At 32.9% G+C, this 26,206-nt stretch carries 19 protein-coding genes and 2 pseudogenes; 15 read left to right on the top strand and 6 right to left on the bottom strand.

All coding sequences use genetic code 11. The features are described 5' to 3' along the window. Positions 1 to 47: 47 nt before the first annotated feature. Together AB1J10_RS03560 and AB1J10_RS03555 are read left to right on the top strand one after the other, a co-directional pair. Positions 48 to 995, top strand: coding sequence for a class I SAM-dependent methyltransferase (locus AB1J10_RS03560; protein WP_107365456.1), 948 nt, complete (start codon positions 48 to 50; stop codon positions 993 to 995). 87 nt (positions 996 to 1,082) lie between these two features. Beyond that, complete coding sequence (locus AB1J10_RS03555; protein WP_046206857.1) at positions 1,083 to 2,282, top strand: acetate kinase; 1,200 nt, start codon at positions 1,083 to 1,085, stop codon at positions 2,280 to 2,282. 244 nt (positions 2,283 to 2,526) lie between these two features. On the opposite strand, the gene AB1J10_RS03550 is transcribed toward AB1J10_RS03555, so the two are convergent. Beyond that, complete coding sequence (locus AB1J10_RS03550; RefSeq protein WP_369003005.1) at positions 2,527 to 3,696, bottom strand: esterase-like activity of phytase family protein; 1,170 nt, start codon at positions 3,694 to 3,696, stop codon at positions 2,527 to 2,529. 208 nt (positions 3,697 to 3,904) lie between these two features. Next, positions 3,905 to 4,408, bottom strand: coding sequence for a universal stress protein (locus tag AB1J10_RS03545; protein WP_046206859.1), 504 nt, complete (start codon positions 4,406 to 4,408; stop codon positions 3,905 to 3,907). 150 nt (positions 4,409 to 4,558) lie between these two features. On the opposite strand from AB1J10_RS03545, the gene ald reads away from it, so the two are divergent. Then, complete coding sequence (ald, locus tag AB1J10_RS03540) at positions 4,559 to 5,674, top strand: alanine dehydrogenase (protein ID WP_046206860.1); 1,116 nt, start codon at positions 4,559 to 4,561, stop codon at positions 5,672 to 5,674. Between the two features lie 219 nt (positions 5,675 to 5,893). Here ald and AB1J10_RS03535 read toward each other — a convergent pair whose 3' ends face one another. After that, complete coding sequence (locus AB1J10_RS03535; RefSeq protein ID WP_107365402.1) at positions 5,894 to 6,523, bottom strand: copper homeostasis protein CutC; 630 nt, start codon at positions 6,521 to 6,523, stop codon at positions 5,894 to 5,896. After that, positions 6,520 to 7,572 carry a M24 family metallopeptidase gene (locus AB1J10_RS03530; protein ID WP_046206862.1) on the bottom strand — a complete coding sequence of 351 codons (1,053 nt, stop codon included), beginning with the start codon at positions 7,570 to 7,572 and terminating at the stop codon, positions 6,520 to 6,522. The genes AB1J10_RS03535 and AB1J10_RS03530 overlap by 4 nt, the downstream gene beginning before the upstream one ends. A 205-nt stretch (positions 7,573 to 7,777) precedes the next feature. Between AB1J10_RS03530 and AB1J10_RS03525 the strand changes: the two genes are divergently transcribed. After that, positions 7,778 to 8,467 carry a metal-dependent hydrolase gene (locus AB1J10_RS03525; protein ID WP_046206863.1) on the top strand — a complete coding sequence of 230 codons (690 nt, stop codon included), beginning with the start codon at positions 7,778 to 7,780 and terminating at the stop codon, positions 8,465 to 8,467. Between the two features lie 145 nt (positions 8,468 to 8,612). Here AB1J10_RS03525 and AB1J10_RS03520 read toward each other — a convergent pair whose 3' ends face one another. Further along, on the bottom strand, positions 8,613 to 9,026 hold the full coding sequence (locus AB1J10_RS03520) for a universal stress protein (RefSeq protein WP_046206864.1): 414 nt from the start codon (positions 9,024 to 9,026) through the stop codon (positions 8,613 to 8,615). A gap of 223 nt (positions 9,027 to 9,249) precedes the next feature. Between AB1J10_RS03520 and AB1J10_RS03515 the strand changes: the two genes are divergently transcribed. The 9 genes and pseudogenes from AB1J10_RS03515 to pyk all read left to right on the top strand — a co-directional run bounded on the left by AB1J10_RS03515 (position 9,250) and on the right by pyk (position 21,229). Further along, the gene (locus AB1J10_RS03515) at positions 9,250 to 10,542 is read left to right on the top strand and encodes a DRTGG domain-containing protein (protein ID WP_046206865.1); all 1,293 of its coding nucleotides are present in this window, start codon (positions 9,250 to 9,252) and stop codon (positions 10,540 to 10,542) included. 35 nt (positions 10,543 to 10,577) lie between these two features. Next, entirely contained in the window at positions 10,578 to 11,513 is a 936-nt protein-coding gene (locus AB1J10_RS03510; protein WP_107365403.1) for a DHH family phosphoesterase, read from the top strand. A 20-nt stretch (positions 11,514 to 11,533) separates the two neighbouring features. Then, positions 11,534 to 11,903, top strand: a pseudogene (locus AB1J10_RS12635) (PHP domain-containing protein); the annotation flags it as partial. A 113-nt stretch (positions 11,904 to 12,016) separates the two neighbouring features. Next, a pseudogene (locus AB1J10_RS03505) lies at positions 12,017 to 14,561 on the top strand (DNA polymerase III subunit alpha); the annotation flags it as partial. A gap of 414 nt (positions 14,562 to 14,975) precedes the next feature. Beyond that, on the top strand, positions 14,976 to 16,208 hold the full coding sequence (locus AB1J10_RS03500; protein ID WP_046206868.1) for an NAD(P)-dependent malic enzyme: 1,233 nt from the start codon (positions 14,976 to 14,978) through the stop codon (positions 16,206 to 16,208). Between the two features lie 75 nt (positions 16,209 to 16,283). Further along, positions 16,284 to 17,150, top strand: coding sequence for an acetyl-CoA carboxylase, carboxyltransferase subunit beta (gene accD, locus AB1J10_RS03495; RefSeq protein ID WP_046206869.1), 867 nt, complete (start codon positions 16,284 to 16,286; stop codon positions 17,148 to 17,150). After that, on the top strand, positions 17,143 to 18,087 hold the full coding sequence (locus AB1J10_RS03490; protein ID WP_046206870.1) for an acetyl-CoA carboxylase carboxyltransferase subunit alpha: 945 nt from the start codon (positions 17,143 to 17,145) through the stop codon (positions 18,085 to 18,087). The genes accD and AB1J10_RS03490 overlap by 8 nt, the downstream gene beginning before the upstream one ends. A gap of 392 nt (positions 18,088 to 18,479) precedes the next feature. Further along, positions 18,480 to 19,448 (top strand): 6-phosphofructokinase, encoded by a 969-nt coding sequence (gene pfkA / locus AB1J10_RS03485; protein ID WP_046206871.1) that lies wholly within the window; start codon positions 18,480 to 18,482, stop codon positions 19,446 to 19,448. Between the two features lie 20 nt (positions 19,449 to 19,468). Further along, the gene (pyk, locus tag AB1J10_RS03480) at positions 19,469 to 21,229 is read left to right on the top strand and encodes a pyruvate kinase (RefSeq protein ID WP_369003004.1); all 1,761 of its coding nucleotides are present in this window, start codon (positions 19,469 to 19,471) and stop codon (positions 21,227 to 21,229) included. Positions 21,230 to 21,657: 428 nt separating this feature from the next. Here pyk and AB1J10_RS03475 read toward each other — a convergent pair whose 3' ends face one another. Then, positions 21,658 to 23,022 (bottom strand): amino acid permease, encoded by a 1,365-nt coding sequence (locus AB1J10_RS03475; RefSeq protein WP_070039334.1) that lies wholly within the window; start codon positions 23,020 to 23,022, stop codon positions 21,658 to 21,660. Between the two features lie 352 nt (positions 23,023 to 23,374). On the opposite strand from AB1J10_RS03475, the gene AB1J10_RS03470 reads away from it, so the two are divergent. Both AB1J10_RS03470 and icd read left to right on the top strand, forming a co-directional pair. Beyond that, a complete protein-coding gene (locus tag AB1J10_RS03470; RefSeq protein ID WP_064208851.1) occupies positions 23,375 to 24,493 on the top strand; it encodes a citrate synthase in 1,119 nt (372 codons plus the stop codon). Between the two features lie 49 nt (positions 24,494 to 24,542). Continuing rightward, complete coding sequence (icd, locus tag AB1J10_RS03465; protein WP_046206875.1) at positions 24,543 to 25,811, top strand: NADP-dependent isocitrate dehydrogenase; 1,269 nt, start codon at positions 24,543 to 24,545, stop codon at positions 25,809 to 25,811. The last annotated feature ends 395 nt before the right edge of the window (positions 25,812 to 26,206 follow it).

Below are 26,206 nucleotides of genomic sequence, written 5' to 3'. Positions count from 1 at the left end.
TTAATTTCAATTAAATTATGGACAGTTTTTTTAGAAAGGACTTTTAAATGGCACAAGAAGAGACAGTAATGGAACAATTATTTAAGGCACTTGATGAAAAAACCAAATCTTTAAATGAAGAGAATGGTCAAAGTTTCATAGAAAATTTAGGACTTGCAATGGAAAATATTTATACTAATCAAAGGTCATTGTTGGAACAAGCCACGCTACAAGATAGACGTAAAGCATTTCAATTTGCTTATTTAAATTTAATGCAAAAAGAGGATGTTCAAGCAAATCATCAAATTACACCTGATTCAATTGGAATGATTCTAGGATTCCTTGCCGAACGTTTTTTAAAAAACAAAGATGAATTCCATGTAGCGGATATTGCGAGTGGTGCTGGACATTTGAGCGCTTCTGTACATGAAATACTCACTGAACATACGATTATGCATCACCTGGTTGAAGTGGATCCTGTATTATCACGCGTGAGTGTACATTTGGCAAACTTTTTAGAAATTCCATTTGATGTTTATCCTCAAGACGCTATCATGCCACTACCTTTTGAAGATGCAGATGTTGTTATTGGTGATCTACCGATAGGGTATTATCCAGTAGATGAAAGAAGTAAAGAAATGCAACTAGGGTTTGAAGAAGGGCATAGCTTCTCTCACTATTTATTAATTGAACAAGCAGTAACAGCCTTAAAAACATCAGGATATGCATTTTTAGTAGTACCTAGTAATTTATTTGAAAGTACAAATGTGAAACAGTTACAAAATTTCATTGCAACAGAAACAGAAATGCAAGCTTTTTTAAACTTGCCATCTACACTATTTAAAAATGAAAAAGCGCGTAAATCCATACTTATACTGCAGAAGAAAGAAACGAATGTAACAAAGCCAGTAGAGGTTCTGTTAGCGAATATACCTGATTTCAAAAGCCCTCAACAATTTCAAGCCTTTTTACAAGATTTAAACTCTTGGATGATGGAAAATCATCCTGAAAATTAAACTGTAATATTCTTGAATTCTTACTGTATTAATGATTAAATAGATATGGATATAAAATAATTTAATTTAAATTGGAGGCATTATGCTATGTCAAAATTAATTTTGGCTATTAACGCTGGTAGTTCATCATTGAAATTTCAACTTATTGAAATGCCGGAAGAAAAAATTGTTACTAAAGGACTAATTGAACGTATTGGATTAAAAGATTCTGTATTTACCATTGAAGTGGGTGGAGAAAAACACAAGGAAACTTTAGATATTGCAGACCATGAACAAGCGGTTAATATCATGTTGGAAAGTTTCAAAAAACATGGTGTGATTGATAGCATTTATGACATTGACGGAACAGGTCATCGTGTCGTTCATGGTGGTGAATTATTCCCAAATTCAGTATATGTTACGGATGAAGTTGAAGAACAAATTGAGTCATTAAGTGAATTAGCACCTTTACACAACCCTGCAAACTTAATGGGTATTCGTGCTTTCCGTAAATTGTTACCAGAAATTCCACATGTAGCTATTTTTGATACTTCGTTCCATCAAACTATGCCAGAAAAATCTTATTTATACAGCTTACCATACCAATATTACGAAGATTATGGTATTCGTAAATATGGATTCCACGGAACAAGTCATAAATATGTATCTCAACGCGCAGCTGAGATTTTGGGCAAACCGATTGAAGAATTACGCATGATTTCATGTCACATCGGTAATGGTGCATCAATTGCTGCAATAGATGGCGGAGAATCTGTTGATACTTCAATGGGATTCACACCACTTGCTGGTGTTACTATGGGTACGCGTTCAGGAAATATTGACCCTGCATTAATTCCATTTATTATGGAAAAAACAGGAAAAAATGCAGAAGAAGTTTTGAATACATTAAATAAAGAATCAGGTTTATTAGGTATTTCTGGTACTTCAAGTGATTTAAGAGACATTATTGATGAAGCTAAAGCAGGTAAAGAACGTGCTCAATTAGCATTAGATGTCTTTGCATCAAGAATTCACAAATATATTGGTTCTTATGCGACACGTATGCACGGCGTAGATGTAATCATCTTTACTGCAGGTGTAGGCGAGAACTCTGATCCTGTTAGAGCAAAAGTTTTAGAAGGTTTAGAATTTATGGGAGTTTATTGGGATGCTAAGAAAAATGAAGCGATTCATGGAGAAGAAGGTTTCATTAACTATCCTCACTCACCAGTAAAAGTCATTGTTATTCCTACAAACGAAGAAGTCATGATTGCACGCGATGTAGTTAAATTTGGTAATCTAGAATAAGTTTGAAACAAAACTAGAGATTGTTTAATTTCAAAGTATAGAGACTTGATTCAGTTCAAAATCTTAAAAAGTTTCAAAACAAAATCTTGAATATAAGCATTTTGATTTATAAATAAACGTCAATTTCTATTGCAAGCTTATAGAAATTGACGTTTTCTTTTGTTTTATTATTAATGTTTTAACTACTTATTAAGTTTTAAAAAAATATACTTGAATTGAAAAACATAAGCTGATTGTTGTATTTTTAAGGTTTTATTTCGAATGCAGTTAGGTTCGTTTGTTGTTTTTGATTGAAGTTATTATCTGAAATAAAGACCAAGCTATCGTTACCATTAGGTAATTTCGGGCCAAATGACATTCCTTCTATATTGTCGATATGCCCAATGTCTTGCTCATTAAGATTTGCGATCAGTTGTTTTTTTACCGGTGCGACGTGAGATTTTTGGAGAGATTTAATATTTTTAATATCTGTTCCACTGGCTATATCGACTTTATAGACGCGAATATAATTTTTGAAATTACTATTTTTATCTTGAACAGTGGCACGCTCAAGTACAAGTAATTGTTTTTGATTCAAGGTTAAAATTTCAGCAATTCCATTTTCAGCATCTTTATTTTTTCCAGGTTTTTTAGGAATTGGATCTAGAGAATAAGCTTTTTCTGTTATAACATCTCCTTGACGATTATATTTTGTTAAGCGTGTTAGGGCGCCTGATTCTGTGGTTGGTAATTGATCATCTTGAAGTAAAGGTGCTTCCATAGAAGTCCAGATATACTTACCATTTTCAGAAAACGTACTTCCCTCTAGCGGCTGATTATTTCTAAATTCATATTTATTTTGATCATCCTTTTTGATAGGGTTATTGATTTGCAAATCATTGATCAATGTTCCAGTTCTACTAGCTATTCTTATGAAGGGATTGAAACCGAGATTTCGATCACCTTCACTTGTATAAAGTATATGGTTACGATTGAGAGGGTCAATTCTAATTGATTCTGGGTCAACTACAACATCTTGTGAATGGGGATTATACGATGCTTTATTTGGGTATTTTGTTCCATTAGCTTGTGTTAAATAGTGCATTCGAGTGAATTTTACTTTATTAAATTTGTGTTTATTATAATGAATTTGAGCTTCATAAAATCTGGCTGGATTTTCTTCTGAACGATCATCGCTAATCATAAGCCATTTTTTGGATTTGGCATCATAGGAAATGCCAGAAAGACCGCCTACTTTTGTATCATTAAATGATTTATTATAAGGAATTGTTTCCGTATCTATATAATTTAATCGAGTAGCTGTTTTTTCACTTTTTATAACATCAGTTGAAGATGCGTATGTATGTGTTGGTGCAGAAATCAAAAAAGCATTAATGGCAAAACTAAGTATCATCAGTCTCTTAAATTGTTTCATATCATTGACTCCTTTAGGGGTATGTCTTAATTTTATTTTACTTACCTGATATGAAGCGCATTTGAATTTAATATAACAATTGGATAACAAGTAAATTATAGATGTTAAGATAATTAATAAAAAGAGATAGTTTAACACTATATATCGTGCAAACTATCTCTCTTCTTTTAAATCTGTATGCTTTTATTAAATAGGTCGAATATTAAAGTTAGTGTGCTTGATACTTAGATCTAAATTCATCTGTAGCTACTTGTGGTTGGAAGTCTTCTGGAAGTTCTTCTGTGCGTACCACCAACACGTCACACGGAGAGTGTCGTACAATTGCCTCAGACACAGAACCTACGATAAATCTTTCAACTGCATTTAATCCTGACGTACCACACATAATTAAATCTGCTTCTACATCAGCTGCTAACTTTTTAGGTATGATTGCTTTAGGTGAACCAAATTCTAGTCTTGTTTCAACCGCGGTTACACCAGCATTTGTTGCTACTTCTTTATAACCTTTTAACAAATCTTCTGAGAAATTTTTTGATTTTTCAGTAAATTGAGCATCATAAACTTCATAAGAAGAGTAAGTTCTTGAATCAATAACATTGACGATTGTTAGTTTAGAGTCATTACGTTTTGCTACTTCTACAGCTTTATTAAATGCCCATTCAGCTTCATGTGATCCATCGACAGCGATTAAAATATTTTTATACGTTAGCATCACAATTACCTCCTTCATCTTCTTGCTTATATTATACCACTATTTACAGAATATTAACATAATTCCCCTTAATACATGTTGTAAAAATACCCTAAACTATGATTGCGCTTTCATATAATACGCGTTACTATAAATTTGGAGGTGGATAAAATGAGAATAGGTATTCCGAAGGAGATTAAAAACAATGAAAATAGGGTGAGTTTATCACCAAGTGGTGTACATGCATTAGTAGAACAAGGTCACTCAGTCATTGTTGAAAAATCTGCTGGTTTAGGTTCATATTTTGAAGATGATGATTATGTTACGGCTGGGGCGAAAATTGGTGATGGACCAGCTGAAGTATGGAACGTGGATATGGTTATGAAAGTCAAAGAGCCATTAGAAGAAGAGTTCCAATACTTTAAGGAAGGACTCATACTATTTACTTATTTACATTTAGCAAATGAAAAGAAACTCACACAAGCTTTATTAGATAATAAAGTAATAGGTATTGCTTATGAAACGGTTCAATTGCCAGATAAATCATTACCACTATTAACACCAATGAGTGAAGTAGCAGGGCGTATGTCTGCTCAAATTGGGGCAGAATTTTTACAAAAATATAAAGGTGGCATGGGCATTTTACTTGGCGGTGTGCCTGGCGTCTCTAAAGGCCGCGTAACGATTATCGGTGGAGGTCAAGCTGGCACAAATGCTGCTAAAATAGCATTAGGATTAGGTGCCGATGTAACAATTTTGGATGTTAATCCTAAGCGTTTACAAGAGCTTGAAGATTTATTTGATGGTCGTGTGCACACAATTATGTCTAACCCATTAAATATTGAACAATGTGTTAAAAACAGCGACTTAGTTATCGGTGCGGTATTAATTCCAGGTGCCAAAGCGCCAAATCTAGTTACTGAAGACATGGTAAAATCCATGAAAGACGGTTCGGTAATCGTGGATATTGCTATAGACCAAGGTGGTATTTTCGAGACAACTGATCGTATTTCAACGCATGATGATCCAACGTATAAAAAACATGGTGTTGTACATTATGCTGTGGCTAATATGCCTGGTGCAGTACCACGTACTTCTACCATTGCATTGAATAATGCAACGTTACCATATGCATTACAAATTGCGGGAAAAGGTTACTTAAAAGCATTACAAGATAACGAACCTCTATCATTTGGTTTAAATACAATTAATGGTGTATTAACAAATAAAGGTGTAGGTGAAGCTTTGAATTTACCTTATTCTAATGTTGAAAGTTCTCTTAAATAATAAAAAATAACAAACAAAAACTGGTAATCTCTTCTATAAAGTAGAGGTTACCAGTTTTTAATTTGGATTTTAAAATAATTTATGAAATTTAATGTGTTTAAATAATGATAATTGTAAAATATAATCTAAATATTGAGACACGAACACAACAATCGTTAATATGATGAAATTTGTGTTGCAGTTAAGCATTTGAATGTCATATAAGATTATTTGATACTGCTATACAATTTTTGTACCGTGTACTTCTTGAAAAGGAAATGCAGCAACGAGCGCTTGAACATTAGATTTTGTTAAACCACCACCAGGCATGATTTCAATATTTCCACCAGAATTCACGACTAATTTACCAAGTTGATTTAAATTATCAAAAATATCAGTTTCTGCTGGACCACCATGTGTCAGTATCCTGGTAAAACCTAGTTCAATTAATTTGTGTAATGCTTTTACTTGTCCTTCTAAATGAATTTCGTCGAAAGCCATATGACAAACAACAGGTATTGGTGATGCGAGTTGTTTTAAAGTTTTCATTTGCCATTCGTTCAGTGTATTATCTTCTGTTAAACAACCGAAAACAAAGTAGTCAATATCATATGATTTAATAGCTTTAATATCTCGTTGCATAATTTCAAAGTCGTATAAGCTATATACAAAGTTGCCTCCGCGAGGGCGTATCATGATAGCAATTTCTACGTGATTTGCTTTACAAATTTCAGTAGCAATTTCAATCATTCCAATACTAGGTGTGGTACCTCCGACATGTAAGTTATCACATAATTCAATACGATCTGCACCATTTTCAATTGCGTATTCAACTTGTTGGATTGTTTCGACTACGGCCTCTTTGATCATTTTTCGTAACCTGTTAAGCTTTCGTTTCCATTTTCAGTAACAAGAATATCATCTTCTATACGCACACCAGCTACTCCTGGAACATAGATGCCAGGTTCGACTGTTACAACCATACCCGGTACGAATTCATTTGTATTTGTACTAGAAACATCTTGGTATTCATGCTCTTCTAATCCTAGGCCATGTCCTAATCGATGAGGGAAATAGTCTCCATAACCAGCATCTGTGATAATATCTCGAGCAATAGCGTCTACATCTTTGATTTGTACACCAGGTTTAATTGCAGCAATCGCCGCTTGTTCAGCTTTTAATACGGTATCGTAAATGTTTTGAGCTTCTGAACTAGGCTTTCCAAATTTAATTGTTCTGGTCATATCACTACAATAATTTTCGTAAATGACGCCTAAATCAAATAACACAAATTCATTATTTTGTAATTGACGGTCGCCAGGTATACCGTGTGGTGATGCTGCGTGATCACCGAAAAGGACCATTGTATCAAAGCTCATTTCATTAACTCCATAAGCTTTGATTTCATATTCAATGTGATTAACAACTTGTCGTTCTGTCACACCTTCTTTTAAGAAATCTGCTCCAATTTCTATACATTTATCTGCTAGTTCACAAGCTTTCCGAATTTTAGCGATTTCAGATTCACTTTTAACATTACGTAGTGACTTTATCGTTTGATCTATGTCACCGAACGATTGTACTTTGAAAGCTTCGATTAATTCACGTTGGCGCTGTACAGTTAAATGAGCCGCTTCTACTAACATTTTATTGAAAGTATGTGGATATTTGTCTAATGCATTTTCTGTATCAAGGTAACCAATGACCTCTCCCTCAAAAGGTGAAGCTTTAACTTCTTCAACTTCAAGTTGTGGGCAAAATAAAACTTGATCACCATTCGCTTTGATTAAAAGAGCTAGTAACCGTTCGTGAGGATCACTTAAATAACCGGTGAAATAAAAGATGTTTAATGGGGTAGTAATCCATGCTGCATCAGCTTGTTGTGACTTTAATGATTCTATAACTTGTTGTAACTTCATTTTACTGCCTCCTAAATATATGATTATATTAATTTTATGTTAGTTGTGTAAGGAATTCAAAAATAATATGTTGAAATAAAGTATATTGCTAAAATTATAAAAAAAATTTATCGTTCATAAACACGTATTTTGGTAAAAGTGTGTTATAACTATTAATCATTGTGGTATATATAAAATAAATAGTTTTATGGGAGGAATTATCGATATGAAATTATCTTTTCATGGACAATCAACGATTTATTTTGAAGCAAATGGCAAAAAAGTAATTGTTGATCCATTTATTACGGGAAACGATTTATCTGATTTAGATGCTGAAACTTTAGAAGTAGATTATATAATTTTAACACATGGTCATGGCGATCATTTTGGTGATACAGTTGAATTAGCAAATAGAAACCATGCAACAGTTATTGGTTCAGCTGAATTAGGTGATTATTTAACGACTACTAAAAATGTTGAAAATGTTAGACCTATGAATATTGGTGGTAAAGCAGAATTTGATTTTGGAACGGTTAAGTTTGTACAAGCGTTTCACAGTTCTAGCTTGACTGATGACAATGGTATTCCCGTATATTTAGGTATGCCGATGGGGCTAATTTTAGAAATAGAAGGCAAGACGATTTATCATACTGGTGATACAGGATTATTTGGTGACATGAAATTAATTGCTGAACGTCATCCAGTTGACATTTGTTTTATTCCAATTGGTGATAATTTCACAATGGGCATTGATGATGCTAGTTTTGCAATTAATCAGTTCATTAAACCTAAAATTACAGTACCAATTCACTACAATACATTTGACTTGATTAAACAAAATCCAGAAGATTTCAAGTCAGCTGTTTCAGAAGGTGAAGTACAGATATTAAATCCAGGTGATGCAGTCCAACTTTAAAGTGATTGTGACATAAAAAATCTTGGATAAAACAAAAACGCCAATTTCTACTAGGATTTTAGAGGAATTGGCGTTTTCTTTGGTTTTATAGAATTGGATCGTTTGATGCAATGAGGTGACTATTAGAGTCATATTAAGTGTTATGCTATTTTACAATAAGCACAGGGATGCTTGCTCTTTTAGCAACTTTATGACTCACACTACCTAGCACGAATTTTTTCTTGGCTTCAGCACGACGGTTACTAAGTACAACAATTTCATATTTACCACTATTTGCCTCTTTTACCAATTGTTCTTTAGCATTACCACGAACAATGATTTCATCATATTTAATGCCATATTCATCGAGCGTATTTCGTGTATTTTCTAAACCTTTACTACGTTTTTCAACAAGTTTATCTAAATGAACACCAGATTTAATCGATGCTTGTGCATCTTGTTCACTGATTGCGTTAAGAATTGTTACAACAGTACCTTCACCAGCTAATTTTGAAACTTCTTCTAGCGCTTTTTCATTTTTAAGTGTGGTATCAACACCGAGTAAAATATTTTTAAACATTATTCCATCCCTCCTTAATTCTATTCTAATTAGAGTTTATCACAAATCAAATTAAAAATTATATATTTTCATAGTAACAGAGTAAAAAGTTTTATAAATATTAATATATTACTGAATATATGTCATAATTATAGTTAAAATATATTTTTTAAGTGATTAAATCGCAATTTTAGCTATAAAAAGTTATAATATCATAGAAAATGTCAAAAATGAGGTTATTAAAATGACAAAGCATGAGCAAATTTTATCTTATATCGAATCTTTAGCAGTAGGACAAAAGATTTCTGTTAGAAAAATAGCGAAAGATTTAAATGTCTCTGAGGGGACAGCGTATCGTGCGATTAAAGATGCCGGTAGAATTGGTTTAGTAGCAACAATAGATAGAGTTGGTACTGTCCGAATAGAAAAGAAATCACGTGAACAAATTGAACAACTTACATTTGGAGAAATTGTAAAAATAATTGATGGACAAGTATTAGGAGGAAGAAATGGCCTTATTAAGACATTATCAAAATTTGCGATTGGCGCAATGGAAATTGAAGATGTGGTAAAGTATTTAAGTCCTCACACATTATTGATTGTAGGAAATCGTAAAGATGTCCAATTGGCCGCATTGAAAAGAGGAAGCGCAGTATTGATTACTGGTGGTTTCAGAACGTCTAATGAGATAATCAAATATGCCGATGAACATGATTTACCGATACTGTCATCTAATTATGATACATATTTAGTTGCAAATATTATTAATAGAGCGATGTATAATCAAATGATTCGGAAAGAAATATTGGTCGTTGAAGACATAGTTAAATCAGTGAATGAAGATACTGTGGTTTTTGATAATATGACCTTGCACGATTACAAAGAAAAAGCAAAACGCACAGGACATTCCAGATTCCCGGTTATTGATGAACATTGGCGTTTAGTTGGTATTATCACAAGTAAAGAAATAATTAAAATGGATGACAATGATACTTTAGCACATTTTATGACGAAGTCTCCACTCAATGTACAACTTTCAACTACTGTTGCAAATTGTGCACACATGATGATTTGGGAAGGTATTGAATTATTACCAGTGATTTCACCAAGCAAAAAATTAATAGGTGTAATTACTAGAAAAGATGTATTAACAGCAATGCAATTGCTGAGTCGTCAGCCACAAGTAGGTGAAACCATTAATGATCAAGTAGCTAAACATATTACAATTGCAAACGATGATATTCAAGTACAAACTTCGCCTTTACTTACAAATCAATTTGGCACATTGAGTAAAGCAGTTTTTGTAGCAATTATTGAAGAAACCGTTCGTTATGAAATGCGGAAATTAAAGAAACTTGAAGTAATGATTGAAAGTTTAAATATCATTTACATTAAGACTGTGCAAATTGAATCTGAAATCAATGTACATTATGATATGTTAGATGTAGGTAGAAATTTTGCTAAATTAGAGGTAACGATGACAAGTGATGGTAAACATGTTGCAAAAGCAATGATCATTTGTCAGATGATAGATTAAAGGGTATATATAAATTATAAAAAGGAAGATATAAAATGACGATGGAATTTAATCAAATTATGGATGAAATAAAAGCGGTTCAAACAGTAATTATACATAGACATGTGAGACCAGACCCAGATGCTTATGGGTCGCAACTCGGCTTGAAATATTACTTAAAACTTAAATTTCCAGAAAAGAATATTTTTGCAGTTGGAGAAGGAGAACCGTCGCTTGATTTTATCGGTACTTTTGATGATATTAGTGATGACCAATATAACGAAGCATTGGTTATCGTATGCGACACTGCAAATGCACCGAGAATCAGTGACCATAGATTCAATACTGGCAAACGTCTTGTTAAAATTGATCATCACCCAGCAGTTGACCAATATGGAGATATAAATTATGTCAATGATGAAGCATCATCAACGAGTGAGATTATTTTTGATTTCATAAGTCATTTTAACGATCAATCTCTGATTGATGATTCTGTAGCAAGAGTATTGTATTTAGGTATTGTTGGAGATACTGGGCGTTTTTTATTTAATAATACAACACCACATACGATGGAAGTCGCAAGCCAATTATTAAAATATTCATTTAATCATCAACAAGAATTGAATAAATTGGGTGAAAAAGATCCTAAATTATTGCCATTTCAAGGCTATGTTTTACAAAATTTTGATTTAAATGATAAAGGTTTTTGTAAGGTTAAAATCACAAAAGATGTACTAGAAAAATTTGATATTGTAGCGAATGAAGCTTCGCTATTTGTCAATGCGATTGCTGATATTCAAGGATTGAAAATATGGGTTTTTGCGGTAGATGAAGGAACTGAAATTAGATGTCGCATTCGTTCTAAAGGTATCGTCATTAATGATATTGCTAATGCATTTGGTGGTGGAGGCCATCCGAATGCATCCGGTGTTTCCGTTGCAAATTGGCACCAATTTGAAGAATTAGCACAAGCATTAAATAATAAATTGTAAGATTTGGGAGGTATTTGCTGATGGTTGCGCATTTAAACGTTCATACATCGTATGACTTATTGAATTCAAGTATTAAAATTAAAGATGTCATTGCGAAAGCAACGAAAGAAGGTTACACATCATTAGCAATTACAGATACAAATGTTTTATATGGTTATCCCCAATTCTACGACGCGTGCATAGCAGCAAATATTCATCCAATATTTGGTATGACAATTTATCTCACAGATGGTTTAGCTTCAGTTGAAACCATTGTCCTAGCTAAAAATAATCAAGGTCTAAAAGATTTATTTAAATTATCATCTGCAATAAAAATGAAAGAAAAGTCTGAAACGCCCTTAGAGTGGCTTAATAAATATATTGATCATTTGATTGTCATATTTAAAGATGTAAATGAAGCACACCAAAGCATATTACAAAATTTTATTGGTAATGAAGATATATTTGTAAATCATAGTAGCCAACAAGGTTTAGATTTTCCGGCCGTGTGGGCACAAAGTACAAACTATTTAAATGAAGAAGATGCGGATACTTTAACGGCATTAGCTGCTATAAAAAATAATGAGAAATTAGATTTAGTTAAAGAAGTGCATGATTACAACGCACATATGTTTAGTAGAGCTGATCTAGATACATTCCATGTTAGTGAGCGTATTTGGCAAAATACAAATTACATCGCATCCATTTGTAATGCCGAACTACAATATCATCAATCATTATTACCTAAATTTAAAACACCAAATAATCAGCCGTCTAAAGATTATCTTTATGAGATGCTTCAACAAAATTTGAAACAGTTAAATCTATCCCAAGCATCATTACAAAGATACGACAACAGGCTTAATCATGAATATGAAATTATTACACGCATGGGTTTTGAAGACTATTTTTTAATTGTAAGTGATTTAATACATTTTGCTAAAACGCATGATGTATTAGTTGGTCCAGGTCGTGGTTCATCTGCTGGTTCTTTAGTTAGTTACCTATTAGATATTACGACGATTGATCCCATTAAATATAACTTGTTATTTGAGCGTTTTTTAAATCCTGAGCGTGTTACTATGCCAGATATTGATATTGATTTTGAAGATACACATAGAGAAAAAGTGATTAAATATGTACAGGAAAAATATGGCAATAATCATGTTTCTGGTATAGTGACATTTGGTCATTTATTAGCAAGGGCAGTTTCAAGAGACGTCGGTCGGATTATGGGTTTTGATGAAATAACATTAAATGAAATTTCATCTTTAATCCCTCATAAATTAGGCATTACATTAGATGAGGCATATGAGAAAAAGGAATTTAAACAATTTGTGCATAGAAATCATCGGCATGAACGCTGGTTTGAAATTTGTAAAAAATTAGAAGGTCTACCACGACATACGTCAACACATGCAGCAGGGATCATTATAAACGACCACCCTTTATATGAGTATACACCATTAACTTTAGGTGATACTGGCATACTGACACAGTGGACTATGACCGAAGCGGAACGTATTGGTCTGTTGAAAATTGATTTTCTAGGTTTACGAAATTTATCTATTATTCATCAAATCGTTAAGCAAGTGAAAAGAGATATGAACATTGATATAGATATTGAAGCCATTCCTTTTAATGATTCGAAAGTATTTCAGTTACTCTCACATGGTGATACAACAGGTGTATTCCAATTAGAATCTGATGGTATAAGAAATGTATTGAAAAAATTACAACCAGAACAATTTGAAGATATTGTAGCTGTAACTTCTTTGTATAGACCTGGACCTATGGAAGAAATACCAACGTATATTACTAGGAGACACTTCCCTGAAAAAGTACAATATTTGCATAAAGACTTAGAGCCTATATTAAAAACAACGTATGGTGTTATTATCTATCAGGAACAAATTATGCAAATTGCGAGTAAGTTTGCTAATTTTAGTTATGGTGAAGCAGATATATTAAGACGTGCAATGAGTAAAAAGAATCGTGCAGTATTAGAGAGTGAGCGACAACACTTTGTGGAAGGTGCTTTAAGTAACGGGTATGATGAACGATTAAGCAAACAAATTTTTGATCTGATTTTAAAATTTGCAGATTATGGCTTCGCACGTGCACATGCGGTGAGTTACTCCAAAATAGCTTATATTATGAGTTATTTAAAAGTACATTATGCTAATTATTTTTATGCCAATATCCTAAGTAATTCAATTGGTAGTGAAAAGAAGACAGCACAAATGATCGATGAAGCGAAACATCAGCAATTAAATATATTGGCACCCAATATTAATGAAAGTCATTGGTTTTATAAAGCAAGCAACAAAGGTATCTATCTATCTTTAGGCGCAATTAAAGGCATCGGCTATCAGAGTGTTAAACTTATTGTTGATGAAAGAAAAAGTAATGGTATATATAAAGATTTCTTTGATTTTACACGTCGTATACCTAAAAGAATAAAGAGTAGAAAATTACTTGAAGCATTAATATTAGTCGGGGCTTTTGATACATTTGGTAAAAATAGAGCGACGTTATTGCATGCGATTGATCAAGTGTTAGATGACGTATCCAATGTGGAACAAGATGATTTTATTTTTGATGTATTGACCCCAAAAACATCTTATGAAGACAAAGAAGAATTACCAGATCAAGTACTAAGTGATTATGAAAAAGAATATTTAGGGTTTTATGTCTCGACACATCCTGTAGAGAAGGCATTTGAAGAAAAACAATATCTTGGTATTTATAAGCTTAATAATGCTAGAGATAATCAACCTATCTTTATTCAAATCGACCAGTTAAAACGTATTCGTACTAAAAACGGACAAAATATGGCATTTATTACGTTAAATGATGGACTTAATAATTTAGATGGGGTAGTGTTCCCAGACGCATATAAAAAATTCGAAATATACTTAAACAAGACAGATACACTTATTGTGAAAGGTAAATTTGAATATAGAAATAATAAAAAACAACTTATTATTAACCAAATAGAAAGTGTTGCGTCGTTTGAAAGTAATAAACTAGCAAATGCAAAACAAATCATCATTAGAAATATAGAAGATTTATCAGAAATAAAAAAGCAGTTAAATTTACAAGCAACGGCAGATGACATCCCAGTGAAATATTTTCAAGAAAACCAAAATCAATTTAAAATTATAGGTTTTATAACACGTAAAAAAGAAAAAATTGAAACGCTGATAGCCAAGTTTTCACCATGGGATATAAGGATAATTTAACTTTATCAAGTCTATAAACTATGATATAGTAAACTGATGGTTAAGTTGATACTTACCATCAGTTTATATTAAATGATAGTTTAAATACTACATGTAAAATATATGTTTTTATTACAAAAGTTATCATACAACATGTGCTTATGATTTAATGCTAACGATAACATTTGTAATTTTTGTTAGATTGTAATAAAAATATATATGACTGATTAAAATTATTGAATGTAAGGGGTAGGTTTACATGACATTAAGAGACGACGCACTAGAAATGCATAGAATTAATCAAGGTAAATTAGAAGTTACACCAAAAGTTCAAGTGACCAATAAAGAAGAGCTAAGTTTGGCATATTCACCCGGTGTAGCTGAACCATGTAAAGAAATACATGAAGACCCTAGAAAAGTATTTGAATATACAATGAAAGCAAATACAGTCGCGGTTGTTACAGATGGTACAGCTGTACTTGGATTGGGCAACATTGGTGCAGAAGCTAGTATTCCAGTAATGGAAGGGAAAGCAGTTTTGTTTAAAAGTTTTTCAGGCATTGATGGTGTGCCGATTGCACTAAATACTACGGATACAGATGAAATTGTAAATACGGTAAAATTATTAGAACCAAACTATGGTGGCATTAATCTTGAAGATATTTCTGCACCACGTTGTTTTGAAATTGAAGCGCGTTTAAAAAAAGAAACAAAAATACCTGTTTTTCATGATGACCAACATGGTACTGCAATTGTAACAGTTGCAGGTATGATTAATGCACTGCGCATTATAGATAAAGAATTATCTGATATAAAAGTGGTACTTAACGGAGCAGGTGCAGCAGGTATGGCAATTGTTCAATTGCTTTATTCATATGGTGTTAGAGATATGATTATGTGTGATTCCAAAGGTGCTATTTACGAAGGTCGTTCTTATGGTATGAATGATACAAAAGCATTTGTAGCTAAATGGACAAACAGAGATAAAGTAGAAGGCTCGTTAAATGATGTCATAAAAGATGCTGACGTATTTATTGGCGTTTCTGTAGCCGATTTGTTAACAAAAGAAATGGTTGAATCAATGGCTAAAGATCCAATTATATTTGCTATGGCAAATCCGAATCCTGAAATCAATCCTGATGTAGCAAAAGAAGCAGGTGCTAAAGTAATTGGAACTGGTCGTTCGGATTATCCAAATCAAATCAATAATGTCCTTGCTTTTCCTGGTATTTTTAGAGGTGCATTAGATGTAGAAGCTACGCATATAAATGAAGAGATGAAACAAGCTGCAGTAGAAGCAATTGCAAATTTAATTAAACCAGAAGAATTAAATCCAGATTACTGTATTCCTGGTCCATTTGATAAACGTGTGGCACCTTCTGTTGCTAGAGAAGTTGCAAAAGCAGCAATGGAAACAGGGGTAGCAAGAACAGATATGGACCCAGAAGAAATTTATAATAAAACAATGAAATTAACAGATTTAGATAAATAATATTCATGAATACTGATCTCAAAATATTGTGTTTATAATATTGGGAAGACAGTAATGGTTAAGTGGAGGTTTAAAATGTTTAAAGATTTTTTCAATAGAAGTAGTAAAAAGAAAAAGTATGTGACTGTTTCCGATTCAAAACAAAGTGATGTTCCAGCAGGAATTATGACAAAATGCCCGAAATGTAAGAAGATCATGTATACTAAAGAATTAGCTGAAAATTTAAATGTATGTTTCAATTGTGATCATCACATCGCTTTAACAGCGTATAAAAGAATTGAAGCCATTTCTGATGAAGGTACATTCACAGAATTTGATAAAGGAATGACCTCTGCGAATCCATTGGATTTTCCAAGTTATGAAGAAAAAATTCAAAAAGATCAACAAAAAACAGAGTTAAATGAAGCTGTTGTTACTGGTACAGCACATTTAGAAGGTATTGAATTTGGTGTAGCTGTGATGGATGCTAGATTTAGAATGGGTAGCATGGGCTCAGTGGTTGGTGAAAAGATATGTAGAATTATAGAATATTGTACTGAGCATCGTTTACCGTTCATCCTATTTTCTGCTAGTGGTGGCGCTAGAATGCAAGAAGGTATCATATCTTTAATGCAAATGGGTAAAACCAGTGTCACTTTAAAAAGACATATGGATCATGGATTGCTATATATTTCGTATATTACAAACCCAACAACAGGTGGTGTATCGGCAAGCTTTGCTTCAGTTGGTGATATTAATTTAAGTGAACCTAAAGCACTTATTGGTTTTGCTGGTAGACGAGTGATTGAACAAACGATTAATGAAAAGCTACCTGACGACTTCCAAACTGCTGAATTTTTATTAGAGCATGGACAATTAGATAAAGTTGTACATAGAAAAGAAATGAAAGTAACACTATCTAATATTTTAAAAATGCACCAAGAGGTGAAAACGAATGCTTGACTTTGAAAAGCCACTTTTTGAAATAAAAAACAAAATTGAATCGTTAAAAGAATCACAAGAAAAAAATGACGTGGACTTACAGGAAGAAATTGATATGCTTGAGGCTTCATTAGAGCGTGAAACACAAAAGGTATATACTCATTTAAAGCCATGGGATCGAGTACAATTAGCGCGCTTACAAGAAAGACCTACATCTCTAGATTATATACCTCATATTTTTGATTCCTTTATTGAGTTACATGGTGATCGTAATTTCCGAGATGATCCAGCTATGATTGGCGGTATTGGCTATTTAAATGGCCAAGCAGTTACAGTTGTTGGTCAACAACGTGGGAAAGATACTAAAGATAATATTTATCGTAACTTTGGTATGGCGCATCCTGAAGGATATAGAAAAGCCTTACGCTTAATGAAGCAAGCTGAAAAATTTAATAGACCTATTTTTACATTTATCGATACAAAAGGAGCTTATCCAGGGAAAGCAGCAGAAGAACGTGGTCAAAGTGAATCTATTGCTAAAAACCTTATCGAAATGGCAGCACTTAAAGTGCCAGTCATTGCGGTTGTAATTGGTGAAGGTGGAAGCGGTGGCGCTTTAGGTCTTGGCATTTCGAATCGTTTATTAATGCTGGAAAACAGCACATATTCTGTAATTTCACCAGAGGGTGCATCTGCATTATTATGGAAAGATAGTAATTTAGCACAAATAGCTGCGGAAACAATGAAGATTACTGCAGAAGATTTATATGAATTGAAAATTGCCGATGAAGTTTTAAAAGAACCACTTGGTGGCGCTCATCATGATATTGAAAAGCAAGCTCAAAATATAAAAAGTGCATTTTTAAAACATTTGAATGAATTAAGTGCGTTTAATGAACAACAAATCATAGATGATCGCTATGACAAATTTAGAAATATCGGTTCTTTTAATGAATAATTAAAAAGACACGAAATAATATACTTCTGCAAAGCCATTTTTTTAGTATTCATACTAACCATGTGGATTTTAAAGTCTAAGGTTTTAAAAGAGCATTAAATTGCAATCAGGTATACAAACCCCTGATTTCATATTAGTGCTCTTTTTTATTGAGTAAAGTAAGTCAAAAGTGGGAATTTGAGATATCTGTTTAATAAAGTAAAGTTAAAGGTATGATAAAGTATCATTGTTTTGAAAATATAAAATATAAGGAAACGCTTTCGTATTGTAAAATGTTTTTTTACAATACTTAAAAACGTTTACATGAGTTACAATGCCCTATTTTAATGGCACCTTCTATAATTTTATGGTATTTTTAGAATAAGAAATACATGTTAGAAAGGTATGTCGTCATGAAAAAAATTGCAGTGTTGACTAGCGGTGGAGATTCACCAGGCATGAACGCGGCTATTAGAGCTGTTGTTAGAAAAGCGATTTATAATAATATTGAAGTTTACGGTGTTTACCAAGGCTATCAAGGATTATTAAACGATGATATCGAGAAGTTGGAGCTCGGTTCTGTTGGAGATACAATCCAACGTGGCGGAACTTTTCTGTATTCAGCAAGGTGTCCTGAATTTAAAGAAGCAGAAGTTCGACAAAAAGCAATAGAGAACTTGCGCAAAAGAGGTATTGAAGGCCTAGTAGTAATAGGCGGAGATGGTAGCTATAGAGGTGCGCAACGCATTAGCGAAGAATGTAAAGAAATTCAAACGATAGGTGTACCAGGTACGATAGATAATGATATCAACGGTTCAGACTTTACAATTGGATTTGATACTGCATTAAATACCATTATAGATTGTGTTGATAAAATTCGCGATACGGCTTCAAGTCATGCAAGAACATTCATCATAGAAGTTATGGGTCGTGATTGTGGAGATTTAGCACTATGGGCTGGACTTTCAGTAGGAGCTGAAACAATCATTGTCCCAGAAGTGGAAACAGATATTAAAGATGTAGCTGAAAAAATTGACAACGGAATAAGACGTGGGAAAAAACATTCCATTGTTATGGTTGCAGAAGGTTGTATGTCTGGAGAAGATTGTGCAAAAGAACTGACAAAGTATATTAATGTTGATGCACGTGTATCTGTGCTTGGTCATATCCAACGTGGCGGCAGTCCAAGTGGCGCAGATAGAATGCTTGCTTCACGATTAGGTGGACATGCTGTAGACTTATTACTAGAAGGAAAAACAGCAATCGGCGTTGGTATTCGCAACAATGAATTAACAGACACTTCATTTGAAGAAATATTTAGGTCAAATGAACACAAGTTTGATTTTGAAACATTTGCTTTAGCAAATGAATTATCGATATAAAATACTGGGAGGCATTAATAATGAGAAAAACTAAAATTGTTTGTACAATTGGACCTGCATCTGAGTCTGAAGAAATGCTTGAGAAATTAATTAAAGCTGGAATGAATGTTGCGAGATTAAATTTCTCACATGGTGATCATGCAGAACATAAAGCTAGAATTGATAGAATTCGTGAAGTATCTCAAAGATTAGGTAAAACAGTTGCAATATTATTGGATACTAAAGGTCCTGAAATCCGTACTCACAACATGAAAGATGGTGCTATTGAACTTGAAAAAGGTACGGAAGTCATCGTAAGTATGACTGAAGTTGAAGGTACACCTGAAAAATTCTCAGTAACGTACGATAATCTAATAAATGATGTTCAAGAAGGCTCATATATTTTATTAGATGATGGCCTTATTGAATTACAAGTAAAACAAATAGATAAAGCAAACGGTGAAGTTGTATGTGATGTTTTAAACACTGGAGAATTAAAAAATAAAAAAGGCGTAAACTTACCAGGTGTTAAAGTAAGTTTACCAGGTATCACTGATAAAGATGCTGAAGATATTAAATTCGGTATAAGTGAAAATATTGACTTTATCGCTGCAAGTTTTGTGCGTCGTCCGAGTGATGTACTAGACATTCGCAAATTACTTGAAGATGGTAAAAACACAAACATTAGCATTATACCTAAAATCGAAAACCAAGAAGGTATTGACAATATTAAAGAAATACTTGAAGTTTCAGACGGTTTAATGGTTGCTCGTGGTGATATGGGTGTTGAAATACCACCTGAATCCGTACCAATGGTGCAAAAAGACTTAATCAGACAATGTAATAAATTAGGTAAGCCTGTTATCACAGCGACGCAAATGTTAGACTCAATGCAACGTAATCCTCGTGCGACACGTGCTGAAGCAAGTGACGTTGCGAATGCCATTTATGATGGTACAGATGCAGTTATGCTATCAGGCGAAACAGCTGCTGGATTATACCCAGAAGAAGCAGTCAAAACAATGCGTAATATTGCAATTTCAGCTGAAGCTGCACAAGATTATAAACGATTATTATCCGATCGAACTAAATTAGTGCAAACTTCATTAGTTAATGCAATTGGTGTTTCAGTAGCGCATACAGCATTAAATTTAAATGTAAAAGCGATTGTAGCAGCAACTGAAAGTGGTTCTACTTCTAGAACGATTTCTAAATATCGTCCTAAATCAGATATTATTGCGGTTACACCACATGCTGAAACTGCGCGTCAATGTGCATTGGTTTGGGGTATTCACCCTGTCGTTAAAGAAGGACGTAAAACAACAGATGCTATGTTGAACACAGCAGTTGCTACAGCGGTCGAAACTGAAAAAGTTCAAAATGGTGATTTAATCATTATTACAGCAGGTGTACCTACAGGAGAAAAAGGGACAACAAATATGATGAAATTACATCTAGTAGGTGACGAATTAGCTAAAGGTCAAGGTATCGGTAGAAATTCAGTTGTTGGAAATACTTTAGTAGTGAATGATGCGAGTGAACTTGAAGGCAAAGATTTAAGTGAAACGGTCATTGTCACAACTTCTGTAGATGAAACGCTTGTCCCTTACATTGAAAAAGCCAGTGGCTTAATTGCTGAAGAGAGCGGCATCACTTCTCCGAGCGCAATTATAGGTCTAGAAAAAGGCATTCCAACAATTGTAGGTGTTGAAAATGCGACTAAAGAGATACAAAATGATATCTTGATTACGGTAGATGCAAATCAAGGAAAAGTATTTGAAGGATATGCGAACGTACTTTAATCATAGTTATCATATGCTAAATCCTTACTCATAATATAAGCAACATAAGTGATAATACAAATTAAAAATGCACTTCCATTTATAAATGGAAGTGCATTTTTTCTAGATATAAAACTTTAACATCGTTACTCGATTTATAATCGTCACTTAAAGTAATACATCATACCATAAAAACATTAACAGATTGCGCTTATTTGATTGATATATAACACATGTTAAGCACGTCAATAGTTATCTGTTTAAATGATTTCGATATGATATATACACCGTGTATTGAGATACTCAAATACTATTGTTAAACACTACACATAACGATGTAGCATCAATTCTCTTTTTTATACAGAAATAGCCCAAGACTATTTTATGTCTTAGGCTATTGTATTAGATTATTGATGTGTTGAAGCATTCAACAATAGTTGTTGATAGGATTACTTCATATCTGAAGTAGCGAATTTTTTATATCTTAGATACATAAGACTCAAGATGATAAACCAAATAGGTGTTAAATAGACTGCTCTTCTTGTTTCTACATTTACGAAAAGTAAGCAAAATACTAAAAAGAAGAAAATCAAAATGATATACCCAATATATTTACCACCAAATAATTTATATGTAGCATTTTTGTGCATTTCTGGGTTTTGGCGATGATAATTAATGTAGGCAACAATAATTAAAGCCCAAACGACTAAAAATAGTACTGTTGAAACAGTTGTAATATATGTGAATACTAAAGTTGCGTTTGGAATAATATAGTTCAATAAGGCTGAAATTAACAATAGAGCACATGAGACTAAGATTGCTATGTGAGGCACACCATTTTTGTTTGTTTTTTCAAAAATAGGGGGTGCTTGCTTTTGATTTGAAAGCCCAAATAACATACGGCTGTTTGAAAATATACCACTATTACAAGAAGAAGCAGCAGCTGTTAATACTACAAAGTTGATGATGCCTGCTGCAAATGGAATACCAATTAAAGCAAATAATCTCACAAAGGGACTTTCTTCTGGATTAATATTGTTCCAAGGGATGATTGACATAATTACAGTCAATGCACCAACATAAAATACTAAAATTCTAATCGGAACGCTGTTGATTGCTTTTGGAATCGTTTTAGTTGGATCTTTTGTTTCGCCAGCCGTCACGCCAATCAATTCAATCCCTACAAAGGAAAAGAGTGCCATTTGAAATGACATTAAAAATCCACTAATCCCTTTTGGGAAAATACCATGTTGATATAAATTAGTTAACGAGGTGTGTCCAAATTGTGTATCGTATGCCATGACAATCATTACAATGCCAACGACAATAAGTGCTAAGATTGTAACTACTTTGATGATGGAAAACCAAAACTCTAGTTCTCCAAAAAGTTTAGCGCTTAATAAATTGAGTGACATTAAAATTAATACACAAAATAGAGCACTTATCCAATTGGGGATATGTGGGAACCAGAAACTAACGTATTTAGCAACAGCTGTAACCTCTGCCATACCTGTAATAATCCAACACAACCAATATGTCCATCCGGTAACAAATCCAGCAAATGAACCTATGTATTGATTTGTTACATCAGCAAAAGATTTAAAATTCGTATTTGTTACAAGAATTTCACCTAAGCCTCGCATAAACATAAATAACATAAATCCTATAATGATATATGTAAGTAAAATCGAAGGGCCAGTTAATGCTATGGTTTGACCTGCTCCTAAGAAAAGCCCTGTGCCGATTGCACCTCCAATTGCAATTAACTGTATATGCCTATTGCTGAGTTCTCTTTGTAACTGTTGTTTTGCCATAAGTTTTAACTCCTTTATTAAGTTATTTATTATTATGATACGCAATTTAAAATAAAACAACACTTTTTTATAGTTGTATCTTAAAAAAGTCAGTGTAATATTATATTAATAATTTGTTATTAATCATGATAACCAATTAAAAACTTTGATAAATTGAAGAAAGGGTAATTACATATTAGAATGATGATATAACAACGTTCATTAATTATGGCGTGTTTATGGGCATATAAACAAATCATCATTTCTTAATGATTAACTAGGAATTTAAACTGAAATATTCACAAAAACGTAAATATTGGCTATAATAGTTTATGAAAGCCGTTTCATTATGAAATAGAAAAGGGGAATATATATGGCAGAGTTACAAAAAGGTTTAGAAGGGGTAATTGCAGCAGAAACTAAAGTGAGCTCTATCATTGATAGTCAACTTACATATGCTGGCTATGAAATTGATGATTTAGCCGAAAATGCTGAATTTGAAGAAGTAGTCTTTTTATTATGGCATTACCGATTACCTAATAAAGAAGAATTACAATCATTTAAAGAAAAACTCTTTAACTATATGACATTAAATCCTAGAGTTTATAATCATTTTAAAGAGTACGCTACTAGTAATGTACATCCTATGACAGCATTAAGAACATCAGTGTCTTACGTTGCGCACTTTGATGAACATGCTGAGGATGAAAGTGAAGATCAAACGATGGAACGTGCAGTACGTATTCAAGCTAAAATCGCTTCACTTGTTACAGCATATGCTAGAGTTAGAGAAGGTAAAGAACCTGTTAAACCTAGCAGTGATTTAAATTATGCTGGTAATTTCTTATATATGTTACGTGGTGAATTACCAACAGATATCGAAGTTGAAGCATTTAATAAAGCATTGGTATTACATGCAGATCATGAGTTGAATGCTTCTACCTTTACTGCAAGATGTGCAGTGTCTTCATTATCAGACATGTATTCAGGTATTGTAGCAGCTGTCGGTTCTTTAAAAGGTCCATTACACGGTGGGGCAAATGAGCGTGTAATGAGTATGTTATCAGAAGTTAAGTCTATTGATGATGTAGATGAATACATTGATAATAAAATTAAAAATAAAGAGAAAATAATGGGATTCGGTCACCGTGTATATAAAAATGGTGATCCAAGAGCGAAATTCTTAAAAGAGATGAGTAGAAAGATTACATCCGAAACAGGCCAAAGCCAGTTATTTGATATATCTGTAAAAATAGCTGATAAAATGAAAGAAGAAAAAGGCCTTATTGCTAATGTGGATTTCTATAGTGCAACTGTATATCACAGTATGAATATTGAACATGATTTATTCACACCTATTTTTGCAGTTAGTAGAACTTCAGGTTGGATTGCACATATTCTTGAACAATATAGAGATAATAGAATTATGCGTCCAAGAGCACAATATATTGGTGAAACTAATAGAACTTATGAACCAATTGAAGAAAGATAATCACGAATTAACATAAATAAAACAATTCAAATGATGGAGGTATTTTTACATGGCAGGAGAAAAAGTAGTAAAAACAGCAGAAGGGTTAACTGTACCAAATAATCCTATCATTCCTTATATTATCGGTGACGGTATTGGACCAGATATTTGGTCAGCTGCTAGTAGAGTCATTGACGCAGCCGTAGAACAGGCTTATAACGGTGAAAAGAAAATTGAATGGAAAGAAGTACTTGCAGGTCAAAAAGCTTATGATGAAACAGGCGAATGGTTACCACAAGAAACTTTAGATACAATCAATGAATATTTAATTGCAATTAAAGGACCACTTACTACACCAATCGGCGGAGGTATTCGTTCATTAAACGTTGCACTACGTCAAGAACTTGATCTATTTACTTGCTTAAGACCAGTACGTTGGTTCCAAGGTGTACCTTCACCAGTTAAACGTCCGGAAGATACTGATATGGTTATTTTCCGTGAAAACACAGAAGATATCTATGCTGGTATTGAATTTAAAGAAGGAACACCAGAAGTTAAAAAATTAATCGATTTCTTACAAGATGAAATGGGTGCTAAAAATATAAGATTCCCAGAAACATCAGGCATTGGTGTGAAACCAGTTTCAAAAGAAGGTACAGAGCGTTTAGTTCGTGCAGCGATTCAATATGCTCTAGATAATAATCGTAAATCTGTAACTCTAGTTCATAAAGGTAATATTATGAAATTTACAGAGGGTGCTTTCAAACAATGGGGCTATGATTTAGCACATAATGAATTTGGTGATAAAGTCTTTACATGGCAACAATATGATGAAATTGTTGAAAAAGATGGTAAAGAAAAAGCTAATGAAGTTCAAGAACAAGCTGAAAAAGACGGTAAAATTATCATCAAAGATTCCATTGCAGATATTTTCTTACAACAAATATTGACACGTCCTGCAGATCACGATGTAGTAGCTACGATGAATCTTAACGGTGACTATGTGTCAGATGCGTTAGCAGCACAAGTTGGCGGTATTGGTATTGCACCAGGCGCAAATATTAACTATGAAACTGGCCATGCGATATTTGAAGCTACACACGGTACTGCACCAAAATATGCTGGTTTAAATAAAGTAAACCCATCATCTGAAATTTTAAGTGCTTCATTAATGCTTGAGCACCTAGGTTGGCAAGAAGCAGCTGACAAGATTACTGAGTCTATCGAAAAAACAATTGCTTCAAAAGTCGTTACTTATGACTTCGCACGTTTAATGGATGGTGCAAAAGAAGTATCTACATCTGAATTCGCTGATGAATTAATCAAAAATATTAAATAAAATGACAATAAATAACAATAAAGAAGTATTTTTCTAAGGAAAATAAATACTTTAGCTTAAGAGCGAGAATATGAAATCATGATTATTATGATTTCTATCTCGCTCTTTTATTTTGATTAAAATATATTTTACGAGCAAGCAAATCTTAGCAAAATATAATTTAAACGAAAGATTTAATAGTTAGAATATAAAATTAATGTTAAGGTATTATTAAAATCAGGAATAATAAGTATATTCAATACCAGTTATTGATTCATTGAAGAATAGTTTATGTAGACGATACAAATTCTTTGTGCTTTCTTTACAAATAACTAATTATTTTCTATTTATTAAGTTTATGTAAAAATACTTTTAAGTATGTTATTTTTATTAAAATTTACGTTATAATTAATTTG

The sequence above is a fragment of the Staphylococcus cohnii species complex 1663 genome (assembly GCF_041008415.1).
Taxonomy (GTDB): Bacteria; Bacillota; Bacilli; order Staphylococcales; family Staphylococcaceae; genus Staphylococcus; species Staphylococcus ureilyticus.
Note: the sequence above shows the minus strand (reverse complement) of the source record. Positions and strands in the feature narration are given on the sequence as shown.